Below are 26,482 nucleotides of genomic sequence, written 5' to 3' on the forward strand. Positions count from 1 at the left end.
CGTTTATGCGACTGCGTCGCATTCTTCTGCAAACTTAGAGTGAAATCTGTGGGAGTATATCTCAGCAGAGTGAAATCTGTGGGAGAACATCTCAGCAGAATGGAATCTGTGGGAGCGCTCCGCATTGGCACGCTTTTTGCCAAGACGATATTTGTCGTTTTTGACCCTCCATATTTCGCGAAAAATCAAAAACAAAATCCGTCGTCGGTTTTTCGCGAGTTTTGAGCACGTTCGGAGTGTGCAAGCATAAACACATGGCGCACAACACCTTACAACGTTAGACGCCAAAGTGTGCAGTTTTCGCTTCAGCAAAACCGAACTTTTCGTGAGACTTTACCATGTAAAAGCATAGCTCTTACCATGTAAAAGCATAGCTATTACCGTGTAAAAGCATAGCTATTACCATGTAAAGTCTCACGAAAAGTTTGGTTTTTCTATGTTTTTCCACTAAAAACCCTCAGATTTTATTGTCTTTCGTCCTACTTTCGCCTTTTTAAACCCCAAAACACGACTTCCATTTCTCCAGAATGAACTTTTTCGCTGCACTCACTTGTACTATATTTGCATGGGGTTTGGCGGAGGGTCACAAAGTTTTTTTGAGAAATTTTCAGAGCGCAGAAGTCAGCTTCCACAGAACTGTATCCTCGTACATTAGTATCTTATTAAATTCGTGAGCTAACTATTTAATCAACAAAATGCAATTTTATTGCAAATAAATTTGTAATTTCATTTAATTACTATTAACTTTGCATCAACAAACCTAAGTGCTATTTTTTGTGCTGACCATACAGCTCACCCACGTGAATAAAGGAGCGGAATCGAAAAGCTATGTGAGTAGAGAAAAAAACTTAACCCTAATTAATTATGTCCAAAACTAAATTTATAGTATTTATCGGAATTATAATAGCAAGTTTCGTTGCTACGTTTTCGTCATGCCAAAATGATTCAACAGAAAACATTGAGCATTACTCTGACGAATCTTCCAACGCCTTTGTACGCCTTCTCTGCAAAAATATGAACGAGTTTCTTAATCAAGATCTGATAGAAGGAGTGAACGGAGCTAATTTCTATACCCAAACCCGTGCAACCTTAGAAACACATACCGTTCCTACATCCGAAAACATAAAACCAATTTATGTAAATCTTAAATTTAAAGATACACCGATAAATTTTAAAGACTTAAAAACTCCCAAACAAATTGTTGAATTAGTAGGAAATACTGGAGCAAAATTAAGTCTCATAAAAGACGAATCGTGTGATGGGATGTTATTGATATCTGATATTGAAACAAAACAAGCACTGAATCCATTAATTTCCAGTAGCAAGCAATATCTCTATGAAAAAGGTTTTACTGAGGACGAAATCCAAGATATGTTACAGGAAAATGATGCCGATGAATCTGAAATAGTTCCTTTTGTTACTGCATTAATAAAAGAAGAATATGCACAACAGAAATTCTCACAAAACACAGTCAATAACTCTTGGGAAAACATTAAACCCTATGTTAGATGTCTAGGAGATGCCTTAGGAGTTGATGCTATATATGCACTATCACAATCAACAGCTAAAAATTGGAGTAAGGCAGTATTAAAAAGAGTATTCAAGACAGTTGCTAAGAAAATGTACGGACCAATCGGGGTACTGATATTTACTATCGAATTTGCAAGATGTGCTTCATGAAAGAGTTATTTAAACAGTTCCCGTTTGATATTATTATTGTATCACTTGCATACTTTATGGTAATTCGTGATACAATAATCACATGGAAACAAAACGGCATTAAATCAATTAAGACCAACTTGCTGATTTTGTTTCTTATGACTGTTATTGCCGTTTTATTGTATTGCTGAAATATAATTTACAATTCTGCTTACGCAGATTTATTGAAAATGTTGAGTGTACCAATGCTAATGTAGGAGGGTACGGCATTCCTGCCGTACCCACGCAGCCACAAACCTCCAGGGGGTGCAGCTGTCTCAGCTGCACCAACAAAGCAGACGGCATTCATGTGCTTGGTTGGTGCACTTCATGGTCGGTGCACTTGAGACAAGTGCACCCCCTTGAATTGGGCCCTGCTTGTTCGGTCGGTGCACTTCTTGCTTTGGCAAGCGGTAAAGCCGAGCGGAGACAAGTGCACCCTTGAAATATCATAGAAAAACAACCAACATATCAGAAATTATTCGTAACTTTGCAGCGTCTATTGTAGAATCATAGCTACTTGATTTTTGCAACACTGAAGCAAGCTGACTCTACAACATGACAAGGCGTGGAATGACAGACTATACTTCAAGAACTAACTACTATCTTCTGTTACACAGGCTACTTTATTATTTATTACTAACTAAAAGTGTTGCAAAACCAAAGACAATGAGTATTCGTTATCTTCTTTCATTGGCGCTGTTCGCTGCTGCTGGGGGGGGTATCTTCAGCATGGGCACAGACCAGTGACATCACTGCCTCGGCGAATGTAAACAACCCCGAGAGAGTGTACACCATCAGCAACTGCAACGGGCTGACGATGACACCGTACACCTCGCCTACACAAAAGAGCGAGAACGCAGGCAAGTTCGCTTTCTATGCCACAAGCACAGAAGGCCAGTATCTCATCTATAACGTCGACAGCAAGGTGTGGGTCTCTTACGACCAGGCTTACAGCTACAGCAACGGTCCGAGCAAGGCTAAGCTCATCAGCGACAAGGCGAGTGCCCAGCCGTGGAAGGCTACAAAGACAACCGCGCAGAACGGCTCGGCTGCCTACGAGTTCCAGCCTATCACCTCTACCGGCAAGGCTGACAAGTACATGAACTGGCACGGCGGCGTCGACTTCAACCCGCTCGACAACAAAACCATCACCGTGGGCCTGTGGCAGGACAACGGCAAGCAGGACAACGGCAGCGCATGGGTGCTGCAGGAGATGGTGTCGAACACGTACACCGTTAGCGGTGCAAGCGTCACAATCAACGGCAAGACATACAACGACGGCGAGACCATCACCGTAAGCGGTTCGCTGCTGCCGAGCGACGTCACCGCTCCCGAGAAGGAAGGCAAGTTCGCCACCGTACAGATCGATCCCGAGACAAAGACCATCACCGTAGCATACTACGACCTGCCCACACTCGAGGACAGCGAGCCGTACACCAACGCATGGCTCTACCCTATTCAGCAGGACAAGGTGGGCGACGCGTCTGCATGGCATGAGAACAACGTATACACATTGGGCAACAACGTGCTCCAGGCAAGCTTCCTCAACACCGAGAAGGCTATCTACTTCCTCGGCTCTAAGGCTATGAACCTCGTAGCTGGCACAGAGCCTTTCTACGTGAGCTTCGGTTCGGGCGTGAGCGTGGCAGCAAGCCAGATGACTCTCGGAAAGGTAGAGCTGGTAGACCTCGCTGCCGAGCCGAACGCCATCCGCGGCGCCAAGCACTATGCCGGCAAGGCCCTACAGGCTAACTACACATACTCGTACAACGGACAGCAAATCAGCATCGTATGGCGCGCCGTGCTGCGCTCGGGCAGCCACTACCTGCGCACCGAGATGGAACTCACTGGCGTAGACGACGTGGATATGTTCAGCATCATACCGATGTCGTACAAGGTGGACACCAAGGCTGCTGGCAGCAAGCCGAGCGCCATCGGCAACACACGCGGCAAGGTGGTTCTGAACGACAAGATATTCGCTGGTCTTGAGACTCCTACCGCTTTCAACACCGTAGAAGACGTGGCTAACACCGACTACTCTGTAATTCAGGGTATGTGGAGCCGCCACACCACTCTGAAGAAGGGCGACACATGGAAGGTGTCTGCCGTTGTGGGCCTCATCGCACAGGACGGCAAGCAGAGCTCGAAGAACATCCGCGAGACACAGAAGCGCCGTTCGTTCCTGGCTTACTCTGAGCGCGAGCGTGCTGTGCCTTGGCGTGCTAATCCCTGCTACATCAGCTGGTATGAGCTTAACATCGACCGCAACAACGCTGCTCCTGGCAGAGAGTACACAAACATGACTGCCGACGGCGTGCTCGACGTATTGGCACACTGGAAGAGCAGCCTCTGGGACCGCTACAACGTGGCTCCGAAGAACTTCGTTATCGACGACGGATGGGACAACTACGGCACATGGACATTCCATAGCGGTTTCCCAAGAGAGATGCGCGACATTGCTTCGCAGGCTGCCGACATGGGCGCAAGCGTAGGTGCTTGGCTCGGTCCGGTAGGCGGCTACGGACAGAGCGGCGAATATCGTCGCAACTACTGGAAGAACAACGGCGGCATGCAGCTCTCTAACCCTAAATACTACGACACATTCCTCGCAGCAGCAACAAACCTCGTGAAGAACCAGCACGACGAGAACGGCAAGGGCTCGTTCGGCTTCTTCAAGTTCGACGGCATCTCTGCACAGGGTACAGCCGTTGGCCCCGACCCGGGCGACACCGGCAACGAGAACGCTGAGGGCATCATCCGTATGGAGCAGTACATCCGCGATAACCTCAAGGAGGACATCTTCTTCAACACTACCGTAGGCACATGGGCTTCGCCGTTCTGGTACAAGATCACCGACGCTACATGGCGTCAGGACGCCGACTGGAAGAAGATCGGCACCAACCCGAACGACCGCGAAGCATGGATCACATATCGCGACATGCAGGTATATAACATCTACGTTACCGACTCTCCGCTCTGCCCGATCAACACGCTGATGACTCACGGTTTCATCCTCACCGAGCACGGCGACGTGAGCAAGAACATGAACTACGAGAACGCTCTCAACGAGCTGCGCTGCGCATTCGCTTGCGGTAGCGGTATGGTAGAGCTCTACAACGACTATAAGCTCATGGACAACATCAACAACGGCAAGCTGTGGTCTGACCTCGCCGACCTCATCAAGTGGCAGAAGGACAACGCTGACGTGCTGATGGACGCTCACTGGGTAGGTGGCAATCCGTGGAACGGCTACAGCCACGAGATATACGGCTGGGCAGCATGGAACGGCAAGAAGTCGACACTCACCCTGCGCAACGGCGACACAAAGGCGAAGTCAATCACTCTCACTCTGCGTGAGGCTCTGGAGATTCCGGCTAACATCTCTGGCAAGATCGTCCTCACAAAGCCGTTCGACGACCAGGCAGCTTTGGAGGGTCTCACCGAGGGCGAGGCTATCGACATCGACCAGCAGCTCACACTCACTCTGCCTGCTAACAGCGTGTTCATGTTCGGCGGCGTAGATGCCGACCCGTCTTCTGCCATCAATGGCGTTGTGAACAGCAAGAATGAAAAAAAAACGCTCGCCGACACCACTCTTTACGACCTGAGCGGTCGCAAAGCCACAAGCAAGCACGGCGTGCTCGTAAGTAACAACAAGAAATTCATAGTACGCTAAGTCTGACACTCGGACAAGCATATAATAAAGACAAAGAGGAGCCTCGGCAAACACCGAGACTCCTCTTTTTTGCTTTAAACGTACCATCCAGGGGGTGCAGCTGTCTCAGCTGCACCAACAAAGCAGACGGCATTCTTCAGGGGGTGCAGCTGTCTCAGCTGCACCAACAAAACAGACGGCATTCTTCAGGGGGTGCAGCTGCACCAACAAAGCTGATGACACTCTTCAGGGGGTGCAGCTGTCTCAGCTGCACCAACAAAGCAAACGGCATTCATGTGCTGCCGGTTGGTGCACTGCTTGCTCGGTTGGTGCACTTCTTGCTCTGGCAAGCGGCAAAGCCGAGCGGAGACAAGTGCACCCCCTTGAAGACACCAAAAAAAATCCGTTTAATCCGATAAATCCGTTGTTGATTCTACGCACCCGAACCATCTGAAATTCGTGGGAAAACATCGCTGCTTGCGTTATATTAACAACGGATTTATCGGATTAAACGGATTCACTTGCGGCGTAGTTTTCGGATTAAACGGATTCGTTGGCGGCGTAATTATCGGATTAAACGGATGCTAATGTAGGAGGATACGGCATTCCTGCCGTACCCACGCAGCCACTAACCTCCAGGGGGTGCAGCTGTCTCAGCTGCACCAACAAAGCAAACGGCATTCATGTACTCGGTTGGTGCACTTGAGACAAGTGCACCCCCTTGAAGGCACCAAAAAAATCCGTTTAATCCGATAAATCCGTTGTTGATTCTACGCACCCGAACCATCTGTGTGCATCTGTGAAATCCGTGGGAGAACACCGCAGCAGAAAACAGCGTGGAGGGTGGTCAAAACTACAAAATAGATACAGAGGGCACTGTTTGCTTGGTTGGTGCACTTCTTGCTCTGGCAAGCGGCAAAGCCGAGCGGAGACAAGTGCACCCCCTTGAAGGCACCCGAACAATCTGTGTGAAATCTGTGGGAGAACACCGCAGCATGCCGCACCCTATACGATCGGCAGCGAGATGCCCTGTATCTTCTGATAGATATCGAGCGCGAAGATGTCGGTCATGCCCGAGATGAAGTCGATGACAGCCATGACACGCGTCTCGAAGTCGTCGCTGTTGATGTCGTACTGACTGCTGAAGCGCTTGCGCAACTGCTCCGAGTGGAACTTGCCGGGCTCGGTGGCAGCCTCGATGAGCGTATCCATCAGCGTCTCCATAATCTTATAACCCGACAACTCCACGTCGAGCACCGGCTTAGAGTTGTAGATGCGCTGCACGCTCACCTCGATGCAATGGCGGTAGGCGGCGCTCACGAGCGGAGACACATGGTCAATGAGCGAGCCCTGCAGCGAGCCTTCAAAAATCTCCTGTTCGTGCTGCACGAACGCCTTCGCACACTCGCTCTCGAGCAGTCCGATGGCGCAAGCACGCATATACACAATCTTCTCGTTGTTGTCGGTGATGCCCTCCTCGTCGATGCGGTTGAGGATATGGCGGCGTGCGTCGTCGCCGAAGAAGCCCAGCAGCAGACCGCTTGCCTCGTCGTAGGAGAGGATGCGCAGCTTGTGAGCGTCCTCGATGTCCATTATCTCGTAGCAGATGTCGTCGGCAGCCTCAACAAGATACACCAGCGGATGGCGTGCATAGCGCAGCGGTTCGCCCTCAGCCGAGAGGCGCAGCATGCCGAGGTCGTCGGCGATGCGCTGGAACGCCTCCTGCTCGAAGCAGAAGAAGCCGAACTTGCCCTTCTTGCCAGCGCACTCGCTCGAGTAAGGATACTTCACGATGGAAGCCAGCGTAGAGTAAGTCATCACGAAACCGCCGTCGCGGCGTCCGTGGAAGCGGTGCGTGAGCAGTCGGAAGGCGTTGGCGTTACCCTCGAAGTGCGTGAGGTCCTCCCACATCTGCGCCGACACACGAGACTTCAGCGCCAGTCCCCTACCCTCGCGGAAGAACGCCTGTATAGCCTTCTCGCCGGAGTGACCAAACGGCGGATTGCCCATGTCGTGCGCCAGACACGCCGTGCTCACGATGGTGCCAAGCTCCTCGAAGAGCGTACCAGAGAGTTCGGGACGAACACGCTTCAAGGCTCGCGCCACGTCGTTGCCAAGCGACATGCCCACGCTCGCCACTTCGAGCGAGTGAGTCAGTCGGTTGTGCACGAAGATGCTGCCCGGCAGCGGGAACACCTGTGTCTTGTTCTGCATGCGGCGGAAGGGCGCCGAGAAGATAAGGCGGTCGTAGTCGCGCTTGAACTCCGAGCGGTCGTCGTGGCGCTCAGGGTGGCGCAGCTCCTGTCCGAGACGCTTGTTAGATATGAGTTGTTGCCAGTTCATTGCCATAGTGGTTTTGTTTTATCGTTTATAGCACAAAATTAAAACTATTATTCCGAATAGACAAGAAGATTGCGCAGTCGGCGTCGCCATTTCCAGTTTTTTAATACTCCAAAACGGCGTTATCTCGTTATAATTAAGTACTTTTGCAGTTTGAAACATTACGTCATAAACTAAAATAGAAACACATAATGGTAAAGATAAAGATAGTGAACCGCGGAACGCAGCAGCTTCCGGCGTACGCCACACCGCAGAGCGCAGGCATGGATCTGCGTGCCAACATCACCGAGCCCATCACCCTGCAGCCTATGGAGCGCCGCATCATCCCCACCGGACTGCACATTGCGCTGCCCGAAGGCTACGAGGCGCAGGTGCGTCCCCGTTCGGGCTTGGCCTTCAAGCACGGCATCACCGTGCTCAACTCGCCCGGCACCATCGACGCCGACTATCGTGGCGAGCTGGGCGTGCTGCTCATCAACCTCTCTACCGAGCCTTTCGTTATTGAAGCCGGCGAGCGCATCGCACAGATGGTAATCGCACGCCACGAGCAGGGCGAGTTCTGCCTCGTTGAGGAACTCGACGAGACCGAGCGCGGCGAGGGCGGATACGGACATACCGGAGTGAAGTAAGCCTCCTACGGTTAGCCCTCCATCGGCAACTCACTTCCAAACAATTAAAGAAGAAGAAAAATGAAGAAAATCATACTCTTTGCAATAGCTTTGGCAGCCATCGCCCATCTCTTCGCAATAGGCGGAGCGCGCACGGGAGCAGCAGTAGACCAGAAGTGCGACACGATGAGCATCTCAGCCGACTCGCTGCTGAAGGAGACGCCACTCTTCGACCGACTCTATCTCGACGCCGTGTGCCGACAGATAGACAGCGACTCCACTGCCTTCGACCTGCTGGAGCAATGCCGCAAGATGCGGCCCGACGCCGCCGAGGTCTACTACTCGCAGGCTATAGCATACGCCAAACGCGGCAACGACTCGCTTTCAATCGAGTATATGCGCCGAGCTGCCGAGCTGCAGCCCGACAACGACAACTATCTGGAGAACGTAGCCGAGACATACATACACCAGCGTGAGTACGACCGCGCCATCGAAGCCTACGAACAGCTCTACGCCCACCACCGCGACCGCAGCGACGTGCTCGAGATTCTCGTTCGCCTTTACGATGCGAAGAAAGACTATGCGAAGATGCTCTCCACCGTAGACCGCATGGAGCAGGCAGACGGACCGAGCGAGGACATCTCGTTCATGCGCATGGGCATCTACGAGCAGCAGGGCGACAAGAAGAACGCCTACCGCATACTGAAAGCGCTCACCGACGACCATCCCAACGAACCGTCGTACAAGGTGATGCTCGGCAACTGGCTCATGCAGCACGACCGCAAGAGCGAGGCGTTCAAGTGGTTCGAGAGTGCGCTGCAGGACGACAAGCAGAACGAGTTCGCACTGAACTCGCTTTACGACTACTACCGCAACACGGGCGACGACGCAAAGGCACGACAGTTGCGCGACGACATACTGTTCAGCAAGCAGACCGACATAAAGACGAAGCTGTCTATGCTGCAGCAGGCCATTCGCGAGAACGAGCAGGAGCAGGGCGGCGACTCGACCATCGTGCTCGACATCTTCGACCGCGTGATGCGCACAGCGCCGCACAACGCCGACCTGTCTAACCTCAAGGCTGTGTACATGCGTCTGAAAAAGATGCCGCAGGACAGCATCAACGCCGCATACGCCCACACGCTCTCCTTCGAGCCCGACAACCTGTCGGCACGACTCACGCTGACGCAGAACTTGTGGGAGGAGAAGAAGTGGAACGAGGTGGTCGACCTCTGCGACAAGGGCATACAATACACACCCGAGGAGCTTATGTTCTACTACTTTATGGGACTCGCCTACGTGCAGCAGGACAAGGACGCTGAGGCTTACGACGCTTTCAAACGCGGACTCAGCGCCGTCGACCTCAGCAACGCCGACGAGACACAGCGCACTATGGCGTCCGACATGTACGGACTCATCGGCGACATCAGCTACAGCAACGGCAAGTACGACGAGGCGTTCGGCGCATACGAGGAGGCACTGAAGATGAAGGCTGACAACGTGCAGGTGCTCAACAACTACGCCTACTATCTCTCGATGCAGAACACACGCCTCGACAGTGCGGCAGAGATGAGTCTGAAGACGCTGAAGGAGGAACCTACGAACGCCACATTCCTCGACACCTACGCCTGGATCCTGTTCCTGCAGAAGCGCTACGACGAGGCGAAGGCGTACATCGACCTCACTCTCGCCAACGACAAGGACCCGAGCAACGTGCTTTGGGAACACGCCGGCGACATCTATCTGATGACGGGCGACAAGCAGAAAGCCGTAGAATACTGGCAGAAGGCGATTGAGAGCGGAGGCGACAAGACTCAGCTCGAACGCAAGATAAAGACACGCAAGCTGAAGTAGTGCAACGATGCTGCCGTGGCATGCATACACCGAACAAAACAGAAAAGTCCACGAAACGAAACAGAAAACAATAATAAGATGAAGAAGATATCAAGATACGCCCCGATAGCCATGGCTATGTTGCTCATGGCTTCGTGTGCGAGCAAGAAGACCATCACCGACGGCACAAAACTGCCTTCGCTGCCACACGCACAGACCGAGAAGTCGGCTGAGAAGCAGTCGCTGCAGTTCGTGCAGCGCATTGCCGACAACGCCACCACCACAGCGAACATACTCGCCAGTGGCGACTTCACGCTGAAGACGGGCAGCAAGGAGATTACGGTGCCCGCCAAGCTCAGCATGCGCAAGGACGAGTGCATACGCATCCAGCTGCTCATGCCTATCCTGCGCAGCGAACTCGCCCGCATCGAGTTCACGCCCGACTATGTGCTGCTCATCGACCGCTACCATAAGGAGTACATAAAGGCTTCGTATTCGGAGGTGAGTTTCCTCGCCAACAACGGCATCTCGTTCTACAGCCTGCAGTCGCTGTTCTGGAACCAGCTCACGGCGCCCGGCGCCAAGCACCTGTCTGCCGCCGACCTGAAGAAGTTCGCAGCTGACATAACTGCCGCAGGTTCGCGTGTACCCGTGTCGCTCTCAAGCGGCAACATGACATTCAAGTGGAGCGTAGACGCAGCCACAGCGCTCATCAAGAACGCCGACATCTCGTATCGCAGCGCTGCGCACGGCACATCGTCGCTCGCCTGGAGCTACGACGACTTCAAGACCGTAGGCGCAAAGAAGTTCCCGATGATGCAGCAGTTCGGCTTCAACACCAACTACGGCGGCAAGAACCATGCAGCGCAGGTGACGCTACAGATGTCTGCGCCGAAGACCAGCGCCGACTGGGACGCCAAGACCGAGGTGTCGTCGAAGTATCGCAAGGTGGAGGTAGACGAACTGCTCCGCAAGATAACATCGCTGCAGTAAAAAAACGCAGCGCAATTGATGCAATAAACACGTCGCAAGAATGAAGAAGTTAATAAACATAATGCTCGCCGCCCTGATAGCTCTCGCCCTACCCTGCACGGCGAACGGCGTCAACGCCGAGCAACAGCAGCGCAAGACAACCGCCGCAAAGAAGACAACCACTCAGCGCAAGAAGACAACGACGGCAAGAAAACACGCCACCGCTGCAAAAAAGAAAACAACGCAGCGCAAGAAGACCGCTACAAAGAAGAAGAGAGGCACAAAGCAGAACAACGCAAAGTATTCTACAGCCGAGATTCGCGGACTGCAGAGCAAGCGCTCGGGCATTCAAAAGGAGATAAAGAAACAGGAGGCGGCTCTGCGCGCCAACAAAGCCGACGTGAAGAAGCGCCTCAACGACCTGCTCATCCTCAACAGCGAGATAGACCGCCACAAGCAGAACATCGACGGCATACAGCGCGACATAACACACCTCGACGGCAACATCGGACTGCTCAACGCCCAGCTCGCCACACTGCAGCAGCAGTTGAAGGAGCGTAAGGCGAAGTACGTGAAGTCGATGCGCTACATCTCAAGACAACACACCATGCAGGACCGCCTGATGTTCATCTTCTCGGCGAAGAGTCTCACCGAGATGTATCGCCGTCTGCGCTTCGTGCGCGAATACTCGTCGTGGCAGAAAGCTCAGGGCGAGATGGTGAAGTCGAAGCAGCTGCAGGTGAACGAGAAGCATAAGCAGCTGCAGCAGGTGCGCGGACAGAAAAACGTGATGCTCAACAAGGGCAGACAGGAGCACCGCGCGCTTGAGAGCAAGCAGAGCGAACAGCAGACTATGGTCAACTCGCTGCAGAAGCAGCAGAAGACTATACAGAGCGTAATAGCTAAGCAGCGTAAGGACGCCAGCGCCCTCAATGCGCAAATCGACCGACTCGTCGCTATAGAAGTGGAGAAGGCGCGCAAGCGTGCCGAGGAGGAGGCACGTCGCAAGGCTGCCGAAGCCGCCGCTGCGAAGAAGCGTCGCGAGGCAGAATTGGCTCGTAAGCGTGCCGAGGCAGAAAGAGCACGCGCCGAGAACGAACGCCGACTGCGCGAAGCTCGCGAGGCTGAGGAACGCGCCAAGCAGCGTGCTCGCGAAGCCACAGCACAGCAGAAGGCACGCGCCGAGCAGCAGGCTCGCGAGGCAGAGGCTCAGCGCGAGGCTATAGAGCGCAAGGCAAAGGCAGACGAGCGCCGCTCTACGAAAGAAATTGCCAACGCCAAGCGCGAAGTGGAACAGACCTACACCGTGTCGTCGGTAGACCGCATGATGTCGGGCGGCTTCGAGGCAAACCGCGGACGTCTGCCCATGCCTGTATCGGGCGGCTACCGCATCGTGTCGCACTACGGACAGAACACCATCGAGGGTCTGCACGGCGTGACGCTCGACAACAAGGGCATCAACATCAAGGGACAGCCAGGCTGCCAGGCACGCGCCGTATACGACGGCATAGTAAGTGCGGTGTACGGCATCGGCGGACAGTGGCTCGTGATGGTGCGCCACGGCGTTTACATCTCGGTCTACTGCAACCTCACGTCGGTAAGCGTGCATAAAGACCAGAAGGTGTCGACCGGTCAGGCGCTCGGAGCAGTCGGCGGCGAAGGCATACTGCAGTTCCAGCTGCACAAGAACAGCAGCCGACTCAACCCAGAGCCGTGGCTTAGACGATAAAACGCCCGAAACAGGGTAGAAAACTCAGTAAATATTTGCAAACGTTGCGAAAAATTAGTAATTTTGCATCGTTCAGTGGAATGAGGGGCTCCGAGAGAGCTCCTCATTTTTATTTATAAATGCAATATATGATAAACAAAGACACCGTAAGAAGTATCGTAGAAGAGTGGCTTGACGGCAAGGAGTATTTCCTTGTTGACATCGAGATAAGCCCCGACGACCGTATCGTAGTAGAAATTGACCATGCCGACGGCGTGTGGATTGAAGACTGCGTAGAATTGAGCCGTTTCATCGAAGACCACCTCAGCCGCGACGAAGAGGACTATGAACTTGAAGTAGGATCAGCCGGACTGGGACAGCCTTTCAAGGTGGCTCAGCAGTACCACTGCTTCGTAGGCAAGGACGTGGAAGTGCTCGACGCAGACGGAAAGAAGTACAAAGGTGTGCTCAAAGCCGTTGAAGGCAACGACTTCACTGTGACGGTGCAGGAGAAGCAGAAGGTGGAAGGCAAGAAGCGCCCGCAGCTCGTAGACACAGACCACACCTTCCAGATGGACAAAGTGAAATATACAAAATACTTAATAAATTTCAAATAAGCTATGGCAGCAGTTAAAAAAGACGACGTGGTGAGCATGTTCGACTCTTTCAAGGAGTTTAAGGAGACAAAGAACATCGACCGCACTACTTTGGTAAGCGTTTTGGAGGAGAGCTTCCGCAACGTTCTCGCAAAGATATTCGGAAGCGACGAGAACTTCGACGTTATCGTAAACCCTGACAAAGGCGACTTCGAGATATACCGCAACCGTGTGGTAGTGGCTGACGGAGAGGTAGAGGACGAGAACAAGCAGGTGTCGCTCAAGGAGGCACGCAAGATAGAGCCCGACTACGAGGTGGGCGAAGACGTGTCGGAGCGTGTCGACTTTGCCAAGTTCGGTCGCCGCGCCATCCTCAACTTGCGCCAGACTCTCGCTTCGAAGATTCTTGAGCTCGAGCACGACTCGCTCTACAACAAATACAAGGACCGCGTAGGCCAGGTTATCGCAGCCGAGGTTTACCAGGTATGGAAGCGCGAGGTGCTCGTGGTAGACGACGAGAACAACGAGCTTATTCTCCCGAAGGCAGAGCAGATTCCGGCAGACGTATACCGCAAGGGCGAGACAATACGCGCCGTCATCGAGCGCGTTGACAACGAGAACAACAACCCGAAGATTATCCTCTCGCGCACCAGCCCGATGTTCCTCCAGCGCCTGCTTGAGGCAGAAGTGCCCGAGATCGCAGAGGGTCTCATCGCCATCCGCCGCATCGCACGCATCCCCGGCGAGCGCGCCAAGATAGCAGTAGAGAGCTTCGACGACCGCATCGACCCGGTAGGTGCATGCGTCGGCGTAAAGGGTAGCCGCGTTCATGGCATCGTACGCGAGCTCTGCAACGAGAACATCGACGTCATCTGCTACACCGGCAACACAAAGCTCTTCATCCAGCGTGCGCTCTCACCGGCTAAGGTGTCGAGCATCAAGATTGATGAGGAGAACAAGAAGGCAGAGGTATATCTGAAGCCAGAGGAAGTGAGCCTCGCCATCGGCCGCAGCGGTCTGAACATCAAGCTCGCATCGCTGCTCACAGAGTACACCATCGACGTATTCCGCGAAGTGTCTGAAGAGGACGCCGACGAGGACATCTACCTCGACGAGTTCGCAGACGAGATCGACCAGTGGGTTATCGACGCCATCAAGGGCATCGGTCTCGATACAGCCAAGGCAGTGCTCAACGCTCCGCGCGACATGCTCGTTGAGAAGGCAGACCTCGAAGAGGAGACTGTCGACAACGTGCTGAAGGTGTTGCGCGCCGAATTCGAGTAATCAAGATACACATATAAGGGAGTCTCAAAACCGCATGGTTTTTGAAGCTCCCTTAGCGAGTATCTACACACTAACATATTTATAAACAAATTTTATAAGGAAAAGGAAAGACGTAAAGCGGGTAGCTTTCTCCACGCAACGCCCCGAAAAAGGGCACGAGGCCGAAGCAGAGGTAGGCAGACGTTTTACTTTTTTACTCCTTTACTCTTTTACTTTTAAAACAGCAAAATATGAGCATCAGGTTAAACAAAGCATTACGAGAGTTGAACATCGGGCTCCAGACGGCAGTGGAGTTCCTTGAGAAAAGAAGTGACCTTGGAGAGGTAAAGGCTGAGCCCAGCTTCAAGCTGAGCGACGCACAGTACGCCGCACTCGCTGGAGCCTTCCAGCAGGACAAGGAGGTTCGTTCTCAAGCCGAGAAACTCTTGCAGAAGAAGCCGAAAGAGAAGAAACGCAGCGAGGAGACCCAGGCTGAGCCGCTCCTCAAATCGTCTACTCAGCAGCAGTACAAGCCGCTGGGCAAGATAGATCTGGACAGTCTGAACAAGAAACCGGCACAGAAAAAGCCAGCAACACCTGAGACTCATAAAGAGCCGCAGGCAAAGACTAATGCCGTAAGTCAGAAGCCGGCAACAAATTCCGAAGCACCACAGAAAGCAAGCACAGAGGCTAAAGTGGACAATCAAAACAAAAATCAGAACACTGTGGGTCAGAACAAAGAGCACAAGCAGGAAAAGAAACAGGAAGCAGCAAAGACTGTTGTAAACAACACAGCAAGCGCCCCGAAGAAGGTGGAAGCCGCAGAGAAGCCGGCAGAAGCACCGAAGACAGAGACAGGCATCTTCACCACAAAGAGCGAGAAGAAGATACTCAACGCGCCGAAGGTGAACGTATTGGGCAAGATCGACCTCTCTACGCTCAACCAGAGCACTCGTCCGAAGAAGAAGTCGAAGGAGGAGAAGCGCAAGGAGCGTGAGGACAAGGCGCAGCAGCAGCGCGGCGACAAGAAGAAGCGCGAACGCATCAACAAGGTGCGCGTAGACATCAACGCTGCGTCTAACCAGCCCAACGGCGGAGGCAACAACGGCGGCAAGCAGAACGGTGGCGGCAATGCCGGCACAAGCAACAAGAACAAGAAGAAGAACCGCAACCGCGGCGGACAGCAAAAGCCGGCTGAGGTGAACGATGAGGACGTAGCACGCCAGGTAAAGGAGACGCTCGCACGCCTTACTAACAAGCAGAACCAGAACAAGAAGGGCGCCAAGTATCGTAAGGAGAAGCGCGAGGCTGCTCAAGAGAAGATGAACGAGGAGCTGCGCGAGGAGAAGAAGGAGAGCAAGACACTGAAGCTGACGGAGTTCGTTACCGTATCGGAACTCGCTACGATGATGAACGTGAGCGTGAACCAGGTTATCGGTACGCTCATGAGCGTGGGCATCATGGTGTCTATCAACCAGCGCCTCGACGCCGAGACCATCAACCTCGTTGCTGAGGAGTTCGACTTCAAGACAGAATACGTAAGTGCAGAAGTGCAGGAGGCAATCACCGAGGTGGAGGACGACGAGAACGACCTCGTTCCGCGCGCTCCGATCGTAACCGTGATGGGTCACGTAGACCACGGTAAGACCTCTTTGCTCGACTATATACGCAAGACAAACGTCATCGCTGGCGAGGCTGGCGGCATCACACAGCACATCGGTGCATACAACGTGCAGTTGGAGGACGGACGTAAGATTACGTTCCTCGACACTCCGGGTCACGAGGCGTTCACCGCTATGCGTGCCCGTGGTGCTCAGGTGACGGATATCGCCATCATCATCATCGCTGCCGACGACGCCGTGATGCCTACCACCAAGGAGGCTATCGCACACGCTCAGGCTGCCAACGTGCCGATGGTGTTCGCAATCAACAAGATCGACAAGCCGGGCGCTAACCCCGACCGCGTACGTGAGGAACTGGCAGGCATGAACCTCCTCGTAGAGGAATGGGGCGGCAAGTACCAGTGCCAGGAGATAAGCGCCAAGAAGGGCATCGGCATCAGCGACCTCATGGAGAAAGTGCTCCTCGAGGCAGAGATGCTCGACCTGAAGGCCAACCCTAACCGCAAGGCAACGGGTTCTATCATCGAGTCGTCGCTCGACAAGGGCCGCGGCTACGTTTCTACGGTGCTCGTAAGCAACGGTACGCTGCGCGTGGGCGACAACATCATCGCCGGCACATCATGGGGACGCATCAAGGCTATGTTCAACGAGCGCAACCAGCGCATACAGTCGGCAGGTCCGGCTGAACCTGCAATCATCCTCGGCTTGAACGGCGCGCCGACAGCCGGCGACTCGTTCCACGTGCTCGAGACAGAGCAGGAGGCACGCGACATCGCCAACAAGCGTCTGCAGCTGCAGCGCGAGCAGGGCCTTCGCACACAGAAGCGTCTCACCCTCTCTGACATCTCTCACCGCATCGCTCTCGGTTCGTTCAAGGAGCTTAACATCATTGTCAAGGGTGACACCGACGGTTCTATCGAGGCTCTCTCCGACTCGTTCATCAAGATGTCTACAGAGAAGATCAAGGTGGACGTCATCTACAAGGCAGTAGGTCAGATCTCGGAGAGCGACGTAACGCTCGCCGACGCTTCAGACGCCATCATCGTGGGCTTCCAGGTGCGCCCGTCTGCCGCAGCACGCAAGCTGGCTGAGCAGGAAGGCGTTGAAATCAACACCTACTCTGTCATCTACGACGCTATCGACGACGTAAAGTCGGCTATGATCGGTATGCTCGACAAGGTGAAGAAGGAGGTTATCACCGGTCAGGTAGAGGTGCGCGAGGTCTACAAGATCTCGAAGGTGGGCACCGTTGCCGGCTGCTACGTAACAGAAGGCAAGGTACATCGTGTCGACCGTGCTCGTGTCATCCGCGACGGTATCGTGGTTCACACAGCCGACATCGCAGCCCTCAAGCGCTACAAGGACGACGTTAAGGAGGTGGCTACCAACTTCGAGTGCGGTATCTCGCTCGTCAACTTCAACGACATACAGCAGGGCGACGTGCTCGAGACCTTCACAGAGATTGAGGTAAAGCAGACACTGTAAGAATACGGAACTTAGTTAAATCATAGATATATGAACTTACTTGAACACATTGTAGCTCGCGCAAAGAGCAACAAACAACGCATCGTGCTCCCTGAAGCAACAGAGGAGCGCACTCTGAAGGCTGCCGACCGCGTCCTCGCTGACGACCTGGCTGACCTTATCCTCATCGGCAACCCCGACGAGCTGAAGACTCTCGCTGCAAAGTGGGACCTTCACAACATCGACAAGGCTACCATCGTAGACCCGTTGAACAACCCGAAGGCTGAGGAGTATGCAGAGCTCCTCGCCGAGCTTCGCAAGAAGAAGGGCATGACCATTGAGCAGGCTCGCGAACTCGTGAAGAACCCGCTCTACCTCGGCTGCATGATCATCAAGACCGAGGGTGCCGACGGCCAGATCTCTGGTGCGCTGAGCACAACGGGCGACACTCTGCGCCCTGCACTGCAGATTATCAAGTGCGCTCCCGGCGTGACATGCGTGAGCGGCGCAATGCTCATGCTCACCCACGAGCACCAGTACGGCGACGACGGCATCATCGTGATGGGCGACGTAGCCGTTACACCGGTTCCGACAGCAGAGCAGCTGGCTCAGATCGCTGTTTGTACAGCGCAGACAGCACGCTCGGTGGCTGGCATTCAGGACCCGCGTGTGGCTATGCTGAGCTTCTCTACAAAGGGCTCTGCAAAGCACGAGGTGGTAGACAAGGTTGTTGAGGCTACACGCCTCGCTCACGAGCTGGCTCCTGAGCTGAAGCTCGACGGCGAGCTGCAGGCAGACGCTGCTCTCGTGCCGGCTGTAGGCGAGAAGAAGGCTCCGGGCTCTCTCATCGCAGGTCACGCTAACGTGCTCGTTGTGCCGAACCTCGAGGTGGGCAACATCTCTTACAAGCTCGTTCAGCGCCTGGGCAACGCCCTCGCCATCGGTCCGATCCTCCAGGGTATCGCTCGTCCGGTGAACGACCTTTCTCGCGGTTGCTCTATAGAGGACATCTACTACATGGTGGCTATCACAGCTTGCCAGGCAATGGACGCTAAGTAATAATTCAAAACTCAAAACTCAAAGTAATGAAGATATTGGTTCTTAATTGTGGCAGCTCTTCAATCAAGTACAAGCTGTACAATATGGACGACAACTCAGTGCTGGCAGCAGGCGGCGTTGAGCGTATCGGTCTTGATGAGGCATTCATCAAAATCACTCTGCCTAACGGCGAGAAGAAGAAGATCATGCACGACATGCCCGACCATAAGGAAGGCGTCAACTTCGTGTTCCAGTGCTTGCTCGACCCTGAGTTCGGCGCTATCAAGTCGCTCAGCGAGATCGACGCCGTAGGTCATCGCATCGTGCAGGGTGGCGACCTCTTCGAGAAGAGCGTCATCGTCGACAAGTCGGTAGAGGACGGCATCGAGAGCCTCTGCGACCTCGCTCCTGTACACAACGCAGGCCACCTGAAGGGCTTGCGCGCCGTAGACAAGCTGATGCCGGAGGTGCCGCAGGTATGCGTGTTCGACAACGCATTCCACAGCACCATGCCCGACTACGCTTACCTCTACGCCGTGCCTTACGAGCTCTACGAGAAGTATCACGTACGCCGCTACGGCTTCCACGGCACCAGCCACCGCTACGTATCGCAGCGCGTGTGCGAGTTCCTTGGCCGCGACATCAAGACACAACGCATCATCACCTGCCACATCGGCAACGGCGCTTCTGTGTCAGCCGTTAAGTTCGGCAAGTGCGTCGACACCTCTATGGGTCTCACTCCGCTCGCTGGCGTGATGATGGGCAGCCGTTCTGGCGACATCGACCCGTCTGCCGTTACATTCCTCATGGAGAAGCTCGGCAAGAAGCCGCAGGAGATGGCAGACTTCCTCAACAAGGAGAGCGGTGTGCTCGGCATCACCGGCATCTCTTCTGACATGCGCGAGGTAGAGAGCGCTGCCGCTGAGGGCAACAAGCGCGCACAGCTCGCTCTGAAGATGTACAACTACCGCATCAAGAAGTACATCGGCGCTTACGCTGCCGCTATGGGTGGCGTTGACATCATCGTATGGACAGCCGGTGTAGGCGAGAACCAGATTGGCACTCGTCTTGAGGCTTGCTCGGGCCTTGAGTTCCTCGGCGTAGAAATGGACGCAGAGGCTAACAAGGTGCGCGGCGAGGAGGCTATCATCTCTAAACCGGAGTCAAAGGTAACGGTTTGCGTTATCCCGACCGACGAGGAGCTGATGATTGCTAAGGACACTATGGCATTGCTTCAGAAGTAAGCAGCAGTCTTTTGCCGCGGCGTATGGCTTCGCAGCCTCTGCTTCGACGGCATAAGCCATAAGCATAAACCAAACACACGGGGATGTACCTGCATAGGGTGCATCCCCGTTTTTCGTATCGTATGACTATATATAAATTTCGTATCGTATGACTATATATAAATGCTGTTGGTGAAAAAATCTACCATATCTCCCAGCACCTGCCCTAACCCACTCTATATAAGCGCAATAAAGGCTGGCAGACAACTCTAAAAACGGGGTTATCTACCAGCCATCTGCCAGGCAGATAAGTTCATCTTACAGCCATCATAACATTTGGCATCTGTAATAAGAATTACATTCTAAGTTAAAAATTAGACTGGTGAATAAAAAAATATCCATTTATATTTGTTTTGTTAAAAGAAATCATTAAATTTGCAAAGTCATGATCTGATTTCATCATCCAAAGATGCTGTAACACAACACCATAATGATCGGATTTCGGTATTGACATATATACATAATAAGGCGTTACTGACGCTTTTGTTTTGACGATTCGTGAACTTCGCAACTTCCCAAATGTCTGTCAAAAACAAAGCAACGGAAACGCCCCAAGGGATGTATTGTATTCATGCCCATCATATTGCTATGCATATTTTTGTGTGTAGTGGTATAAGGCTATCACATACTTATACATCTACGTGGGGCTTTCAGCGTTGTACATTGAAAGACGATATTTCTTATTTGTTACCTACTTGATTATCAGCAGGTACAGGAAAACTCAAACGTAAGCATCATTTTATTGGGTGACAAGAAAGAACCAACAAAATGAAAAACAAATCTTGTGCAACAAATTTTGCTACCCAACAACCATTTTCCCTGTTACTTTTACTTCAAGAACCATTTTTACTGGCGGAAAGAAAAAAGATGTGTTACTTGTCTATGGCTACCAACCAAAGCCAATACACAAATATAAATTCATTCATCTTAGGATATATATACTAATGGATTGGATGAACTGAACGAATTGCGGAGCGATAGCCCAATCGTGCCATGTGCAGTATTGGGTTGTCGCTCTCTTTCTTTCCGCCAGTAAGAACTCTTGTATGATTTCTGTTACTTTCCACTTGTAATCGCTTGTTTCAAGTCGTTCTTGTCTCTTTTTATCCTCATATCTCAACTTTTCTAATTGTTACTCCGTTACCTGAATCTTCATCACCATTTCTGGGCTTTGATAAATTTGGTTGCAAAGGTAATGTCTGTACCCATATTCCTTGCAAGGTCAGTGCCTATGGTCTCTTGCTAAAATCTCCACCTTGCAGGTTGTATTTTAGCAGAGAACCTTGCAGGAAAAGCACAGACACCTTTTGAGGCAACAAAATTTAAATCAATCCCGAAATTGCAGATGCAAAATTAGGGAATAAAAAAATGAAGACTTATGGCAAACATTTGTGACACTCAGTACAAGGTGATGGGCGAACGCAAGGCGGTAGCCGACCTTTGGAACACGCTCCAAACAATGGAGGTGAACACCAAGAACGTACATCTCTACAAGTTGGCGGAACACTATGGCATCGACTATGAGAAGATGGGCATATCGGTAAGAGGATATATCTATTGGGCAGAGTTTGAGGCAGACGAGGACATCTGCTTGTTGTCCTTTGACACCGAAAGTGCATGGTCTGCCTGTGAGGAGTTCTTTGATGAATTGAACAAAGTTCTTGGTGGAGAACTTTCCGTCAGTTATCGTGAGATAGAATGTGGATGCGACATTTTCTATGTCCATGACGAGCAAGGCTTCTTCCCAGAGGAATGCTGTGTGAGTTCTTCGGGTGAGCCTTTCGAGGATGCTTGTGAGGATATCTTTAACACTTGCCAAGATGCTATTGCCAAGTGGTGTGAGAAGATGGGTATCTCGCAAGGTGACAGAACCGAAGATGAAATGATGGACTTCATCAACGGCTATGAGTATGAGAACGAGGACACCTATTATTATATAAACAAGTTCACGTTTGACTGATGGAAAGATTTGAGACGATAGAGAAAATCCCCACATGGGCATTATGCTACATCATCAATGGCGACCCTACGGGATTGAGTGATGAAGACATCAAGATGGTTGATGGCTTCATGCAGAAATGGCAAGTGGAGATTGTTTCTCCACTCAGCCAAGATGGAAACGCATCATTCTCACACTATCCTGCCTTTGGACTACCTGCCGAGGTTGAGGATTGCAAGGTGATTTATCATTCGGAGAACCCACAAACTTTATAGAGCTATGTTTGAATACGAAGAATTGACCGACATTATCGGTTGCAGTTGCACACTGCTGATACCCTACAGAGGACGCACAGAAGGTTTCGTGGTTGCAGACTATGGTGAGGACATCGTAGTGAAATTGCGCAATGGCAAGGAAATTGTAGAAAGACGTGATGACGTTCTTGTCTATGACTGACGAAAAGGATGCTTGGTGAAGGTTATACTCGCCAGGCATCTTTTTTCTTTCCGCCAGTAAAAGCCCTTTTGTATGTAACGGCAAACTCCCTTCATCGTTTGCCGATAAACTTTTATATGGCTATGCTTTGATGGTTGTATTCGCCAAATGGCGACCTGCCTCTTTGTATGAGATAAAATCTGCGACTACGCCTTTCTTGGAGCTTTTCGTGCAATGAAGCCTTTTGTCTGAGGATGGATCTTGTTTGCAGCATTGCGATTGTAGTTGGTTGCTCATGCTTACCTTCCTCTACAAATAGGAGTAGCCTTCGAAGCTGGTTCTCCTTCTGCTTGTCTTTGTCAATATGCTCATGCGACCACCCTCCATGCAGAAAAGTGTATTGCCTGTTGGTTTACCATTGTTTATGACGGCACACGACATGGAAACGTGTTTTGCATTGGTGATGGTTACTGCAAATGATTGAGCCATACGATGCTGTTACGGTATTCTTGCGTCCTTTTTTGAATTACCGATTTTTTGAAGCCACTATTTTTCCTATGCAAAGGTAGCGTGATGCTTCGACAGATGGAATCCGTCTTGTGCGGTCGCTTCGCTGTGACCAATAAAATAGCCGATAATCTTCCTTTTTCTCCTCACCGCCAACAGAAAACGAGTATTATAGTCGATTTTCATGGTGCTGCCCTCATGTGCCACATCCCTGCTCTTGGATTGCATGTAAAAATTAAGTTTCACTTCAAAAAGTAATTCAATATGAAAAAGATCGAGAACACTTTCGTTGTAACAGGATTCGTAGGCAACAACGCAGAAATCCGTCAGTTCACCAACGCTTCTGTAGCACGTTTCTCATTGGCAGTCAGCCGTCAGGAGAAGAATGGTGAGGAAACCAACAGAGTATCAGCTTTCATGAACATGGAGGCATGGCGCAAGAACGAGCATGTTGATTCTTTCGACAAGCTGCAGAAGGGAACCATGCTCACCGTCGAGGGCTACTTCAAGCCAGACGAGTGGGTTGATCAGCAAGGCACCAAGCACAACCGCATCGTCTTCATCGCAAACAAGTTCTATCCTACACCAGACAAGGAGGAAGCTCCAGCGGCAGAGCCTGAAAAGCCTACCAAGAAAGGCAAGAAATAGGATTTCTTCATTCTCTCCAATAAACAAAGCGGCTTCGGTCGCTTTTGTTTTGCTCATACAACCATGTTTACTTTTATAGCCACTATTAGCAAGTTTACTCTTATAACCGCATGCGTACTGCTATTATAAGCGTCAAGCCGTCTTCCCTTTTTATTACTTTTCCCCACCCATCTGCGAAACCGCACCAACAGTTCGTCAAAGCGACATTCTTTATTTATCGGGAGTAAGATCCCGAAAGATGAAGAATGACCATTTGCCGAAGGACAAGCACGAACAGAATGGCATTGGCGAACGGCATCCGTAACGCAACCGTCACTTACATGCTGTCTACCAATGCCATCCCTTTCGTTAAGTTGCTTGTCTGGCTATTGCGCAGTTTCACTCCCACCCATATCTTTTATATTCGCTTCTTGTCTTCCTTTTATAATCCATGGTTTACCCTTTTATAGCCGTCACAAAGATTTTATGCCAAAAGGCTCCTTGACTGTGGCGACCAACTGTCGCTACTGCAATAAGCCACATGGCATGAAGGCAGGAGCGGAAACACACTCGGCATGGATGCCAAGAGAGTTTCCCAATTACTCCTGCCGCATCTTTGTTCCGTCCTTCTGTTATAATCGGCAAGCCATTCTCTCTTTATAGCACTTCGTCCCTCCCTTGCGGAATTGCACCAATGGCGCAGTTCCACACCCACCCTTTTCTAGTTGTAATCTTATGTAGTAGCACTTATAGCCATTTCATTTCGTCCATCGTCTTTGCCGCTTCGGATATTTTCCGCAAAGGTACCAGTTGCATGGCAAATGCCAAATTGGGCCTCATGGATGCTTTTCAAAAAATCTTCCTCTATGTGCCTTGCATATAGAGCGTATTTTTCGCTTCCGATTTGTCTTTTTGCCTTCCAACTCCTTTGCGTGGCGGAAAAATATCCCTTGGGCAAGCCGAAAGGCTTCCGAAAATAGGGAAAATAAATAATCGAGTTTAACGCAAATAATTTTCCGACTATGGCAAGAATGATAGACGACAACACCAAGAGACAGCTGAGCAAGAGGATGGATTTCTTCTTGAAGTATTTTCCTGTGAGGGTTCGCAATGTGGGCGAGGACGCAGTGGCTGCACGCCAACTGATTTGGGCGTTCAAGGATGCAAGGGACAACGCTTTTGAGAAGGTGGCGCAAATGACCGCAGCACATCTTATCAAAGTTTGTGGTGAGAAGATAAAGGACATCGTGTTTGTATGTGTGCCAGCCAGCACCCAAGCCAAGAACGAGAGTCGATACATGGCTTTCTGTAATCGTGTGAGCGAGCTTTGCGGCATCATCAACGGCTATTCGCACATATCCGTTTCAGGCGACCGCTTGGCAGTACACGAGCACCGCCATGACAAGGAAAAGAGCATCACTAAGACACAAGTGATTGAGTTTGATGAAGCCTACTTCAAAGGCAAGGACATCTATGTTTTTGATGATGTGGTAACGACCGGCGCAAGCTATGCCATTTTTGCCAATCAGTTGGAAATGTTTGGCGGAAACGTATTAGGCGGTCTTTTCTTGGGACGCACACACTATAAATATGCAAAGTGATATGGATAAGACAAAGTACATCAAAGCCAATTCCGTGGCTTTTTCGGGACATCGCACGATAGCGGAAGACCGCAAGGACGAGATAAGGAAGAAACTGAGGGGCAAGATAAGGCTGCTCTATGCTATGGGCATCACCAATTTCTATTGTGGCATGGCACTCGGTTTCGATATGTTGGCAGCCGAGGAGGTGATTTCATTGAAAGTGGAACTTCCCAATCTGAAACTTATTGCCGTCATTCCCTATGACGGTCAGAACGAGAGGTGGAGCGCAAGGGAGCAAGACCGCTATTGGGATATTCTTGACAAAGCGGACGATGCTATCCTTTTGAGTAAGTACTATTTCAATGGATGCTTGCTCAGACGAAATGATTATATGCTTTCTCATTCGTGCGGACTGATTGCTTTCTTCGACGGCAAGCCCAAGGGTGGCACGTTCTACACTTGCCGAAAAGCCAAGTCGATGGGGATGGACATCATCAATCTGTACAAGTCACAAGTATAACAAACGAAAACTATAGCGTATGGACGACATCGTATCTTTGTTCGTGGTGTTCTTCGTGTTCAAGGCTTTAGGCGGAACGCTTAAAAGCCTTTTTCACGGAGACAAACGGAATGATTTCAGAAGAGACAGATAAGGAATTGCCTTATCTGCCAAGTATTATGGGCAAGCCATACTGCAAGCATCAGTTGCAGTATGGCTCATCATTTATCTATATTGCACAAAAATCTAATTCGTTCAATAAGGTTTTGTATGTTTTGCGGAACTTACTAATGGTAATATTTTTGATATTGCCTGGCTTGTTGCTTGTTATCAATTCATTCAGTAAAGCCGTGTCAGCTATGGCTGATTTCATTGCATCTATGCTCTTCTTATATCCGCATACCAATTTTGCGCCTGTAATAGACTTGAAGTGCTCAACTTCAGAGGTGTTAGCGAGTGTTTTACAGCAACTAAAGTGAACTATTTTATCACGGAAGAAATCCCCGGCTATATCTGCCAATTCTTGTAAATCAACATTTCCATTCTCTCCCTCTAAACTTATAGAATGAAACCAACCATGACAAGCTATATAAACAATGTCTATTTTATTCCATTCACGTTTGTTCCTGTTGAAATACTCTATGTAGAGTTTCAAATCCTCTTTTGTCAAAATGTGCCTATAAATAGCATCGCATTTATGATATTCTTTCAACATTCTAAGAATAGGCTCGCTATTCAAATCAAAGCGTTCAGGCTTTTTGTGGGTATTGAATTTCCATTCTCCCTCAAAACAAAGTATATTCTTCATA

At 51.1% G+C, this 26,482-nt stretch carries 21 protein-coding genes; 18 read left to right on the forward strand and 3 right to left on the reverse strand.

All coding sequences use genetic code 11. From position 1 onward, the window contains the following. The 3 genes from KTQ90_RS02545 to KTQ90_RS02555 form a co-directional block, all read left to right on the forward strand. The coding region (locus tag KTQ90_RS02545; protein ID WP_217317115.1) for a hypothetical protein at positions 1-225 on the forward strand (225 nt) is incomplete at its 5' end. Between the two features lie 789 nt (positions 226-1,014). Further along, positions 1,015-1,680 (forward strand): hypothetical protein, encoded by a 666-nt coding sequence (locus KTQ90_RS02550; protein WP_217317116.1) that lies wholly within the window; start codon positions 1,015-1,017, stop codon positions 1,678-1,680. An 805-nt stretch (positions 1,681-2,485) separates the two neighbouring features. Further along, positions 2,486-5,377, forward strand: a complete 2,892-nt coding sequence (locus KTQ90_RS02555) for an alpha-galactosidase (protein WP_217317117.1) — start codon at positions 2,486-2,488, stop codon at positions 5,375-5,377. Between the two features lie 984 nt (positions 5,378-6,361). Here KTQ90_RS02555 and dgt read toward each other — a convergent pair. Then, on the reverse strand, positions 6,362-7,699 hold the full coding sequence (gene dgt, locus KTQ90_RS02560; protein ID WP_217317128.1) for a dGTP triphosphohydrolase: 1,338 nt from the start codon (positions 7,697-7,699) through the stop codon (positions 6,362-6,364). Between the two features lie 188 nt (positions 7,700-7,887). On the opposite strand from dgt, the gene dut reads away from it, so the two are divergent. The 12 genes from dut to KTQ90_RS02620 all read left to right on the forward strand — a co-directional run bounded on the left by dut (position 7,888) and on the right by KTQ90_RS02620 (position 22,478). After that, the gene (gene dut / locus KTQ90_RS02565) at positions 7,888-8,325 is read left to right on the forward strand and encodes a dUTP diphosphatase (protein ID WP_022158945.1); all 438 of its coding nucleotides are present in this window, start codon (positions 7,888-7,890) and stop codon (positions 8,323-8,325) included. A 60-nt stretch (positions 8,326-8,385) separates the two neighbouring features. Next, positions 8,386-10,158 carry a tetratricopeptide repeat protein gene (locus KTQ90_RS02570; RefSeq protein WP_217317118.1) on the forward strand — a complete coding sequence of 591 codons (1,773 nt, stop codon included), beginning with the start codon at positions 8,386-8,388 and terminating at the stop codon, positions 10,156-10,158. A gap of 78 nt (positions 10,159-10,236) precedes the next feature. After that, a complete protein-coding gene (gene lolB1 / locus KTQ90_RS02575) occupies positions 10,237-11,130 on the forward strand; it encodes a lipoprotein insertase outer membrane protein LolB1 (protein ID WP_217317119.1) in 894 nt (297 codons plus the stop codon). Positions 11,131-11,170: 40 nt separating this feature from the next. Beyond that, positions 11,171-12,838 (forward strand): murein hydrolase activator EnvC family protein, encoded by a 1,668-nt coding sequence (locus tag KTQ90_RS02580; RefSeq protein ID WP_217317120.1) that lies wholly within the window; start codon positions 11,171-11,173, stop codon positions 12,836-12,838. 128 nt (positions 12,839-12,966) lie between these two features. Beyond that, a complete protein-coding gene (gene rimP / locus KTQ90_RS02585; protein ID WP_022158949.1) occupies positions 12,967-13,434 on the forward strand; it encodes a ribosome assembly cofactor RimP in 468 nt (155 codons plus the stop codon). Between the two features lie 3 nt (positions 13,435-13,437). Then, positions 13,438-14,697, forward strand: coding sequence for a transcription termination factor NusA (gene nusA, locus KTQ90_RS02590; protein ID WP_217317121.1), 1,260 nt, complete (start codon positions 13,438-13,440; stop codon positions 14,695-14,697). Between the two features lie 230 nt (positions 14,698-14,927). Beyond that, positions 14,928-17,783 carry a translation initiation factor IF-2 gene (infB, locus tag KTQ90_RS02595; RefSeq protein WP_217317122.1) on the forward strand — a complete coding sequence of 952 codons (2,856 nt, stop codon included), beginning with the start codon at positions 14,928-14,930 and terminating at the stop codon, positions 17,781-17,783. Between the two features lie 30 nt (positions 17,784-17,813). Continuing rightward, the gene (pta, locus tag KTQ90_RS02600) at positions 17,814-18,821 is read left to right on the forward strand and encodes a phosphate acetyltransferase (protein WP_022158952.1); all 1,008 of its coding nucleotides are present in this window, start codon (positions 17,814-17,816) and stop codon (positions 18,819-18,821) included. Between the two features lie 26 nt (positions 18,822-18,847). Then, on the forward strand, positions 18,848-20,044 hold the full coding sequence (locus KTQ90_RS02605; protein ID WP_217317123.1) for an acetate kinase: 1,197 nt from the start codon (positions 18,848-18,850) through the stop codon (positions 20,042-20,044). A gap of 1,417 nt (positions 20,045-21,461) precedes the next feature. Beyond that, positions 21,462-22,043 (forward strand): hypothetical protein, encoded by a 582-nt coding sequence (locus KTQ90_RS02610; protein WP_022121709.1) that lies wholly within the window; start codon positions 21,462-21,464, stop codon positions 22,041-22,043. Continuing rightward, positions 22,043-22,297 carry a DUF6926 domain-containing protein gene (locus KTQ90_RS02615; RefSeq protein ID WP_010537207.1) on the forward strand — a complete coding sequence of 85 codons (255 nt, stop codon included), beginning with the start codon at positions 22,043-22,045 and terminating at the stop codon, positions 22,295-22,297. Before KTQ90_RS02610 ends, KTQ90_RS02615 begins: the two co-directional genes overlap by 1 nt. A gap of 4 nt (positions 22,298-22,301) precedes the next feature. After that, complete coding sequence (locus KTQ90_RS02620) at positions 22,302-22,478, forward strand: hypothetical protein (RefSeq protein WP_010537206.1); 177 nt, start codon at positions 22,302-22,304, stop codon at positions 22,476-22,478. A 288-nt stretch (positions 22,479-22,766) separates the two neighbouring features. Here the strand turns inward: KTQ90_RS02620 and KTQ90_RS02625 are convergent, their stop codons facing one another. Then, the gene (locus KTQ90_RS02625; protein ID WP_022121710.1) at positions 22,767-22,946 is read right to left on the reverse strand and encodes a hypothetical protein; all 180 of its coding nucleotides are present in this window, start codon (positions 22,944-22,946) and stop codon (positions 22,767-22,769) included. Between the two features lie 282 nt (positions 22,947-23,228). Between KTQ90_RS02625 and KTQ90_RS02630 the strand changes: the two genes are divergently transcribed. From KTQ90_RS02630 to KTQ90_RS02640, 3 genes are all read left to right on the forward strand, one after another. After that, positions 23,229-23,612 carry a single-stranded DNA-binding protein gene (locus tag KTQ90_RS02630; RefSeq protein WP_022121712.1) on the forward strand — a complete coding sequence of 128 codons (384 nt, stop codon included), beginning with the start codon at positions 23,229-23,231 and terminating at the stop codon, positions 23,610-23,612. A 1,001-nt stretch (positions 23,613-24,613) separates the two neighbouring features. Next, positions 24,614-25,192 carry a hypothetical protein gene (locus KTQ90_RS02635; RefSeq protein ID WP_022121713.1) on the forward strand — a complete coding sequence of 193 codons (579 nt, stop codon included), beginning with the start codon at positions 24,614-24,616 and terminating at the stop codon, positions 25,190-25,192. A 1-nt stretch (position 25,193) separates the two neighbouring features. Then, positions 25,194-25,694, forward strand: a complete 501-nt coding sequence (locus tag KTQ90_RS02640; protein WP_022121714.1) for an SLOG family protein — start codon at positions 25,194-25,196, stop codon at positions 25,692-25,694. Between the two features lie 208 nt (positions 25,695-25,902). Here the strand turns inward: KTQ90_RS02640 and KTQ90_RS02645 are convergent, their stop codons facing one another. Then, a complete protein-coding gene (locus KTQ90_RS02645; RefSeq protein ID WP_022121716.1) occupies positions 25,903-26,481 on the reverse strand; it encodes a DUF6642 family protein in 579 nt (192 codons plus the stop codon). Position 26,482 lies beyond the last annotated feature (1 nt).

The organism is Leyella stercorea, from assembly GCF_019052365.1.
Classification (GTDB): domain Bacteria; phylum Bacteroidota; class Bacteroidia; order Bacteroidales; family Bacteroidaceae; genus Prevotella.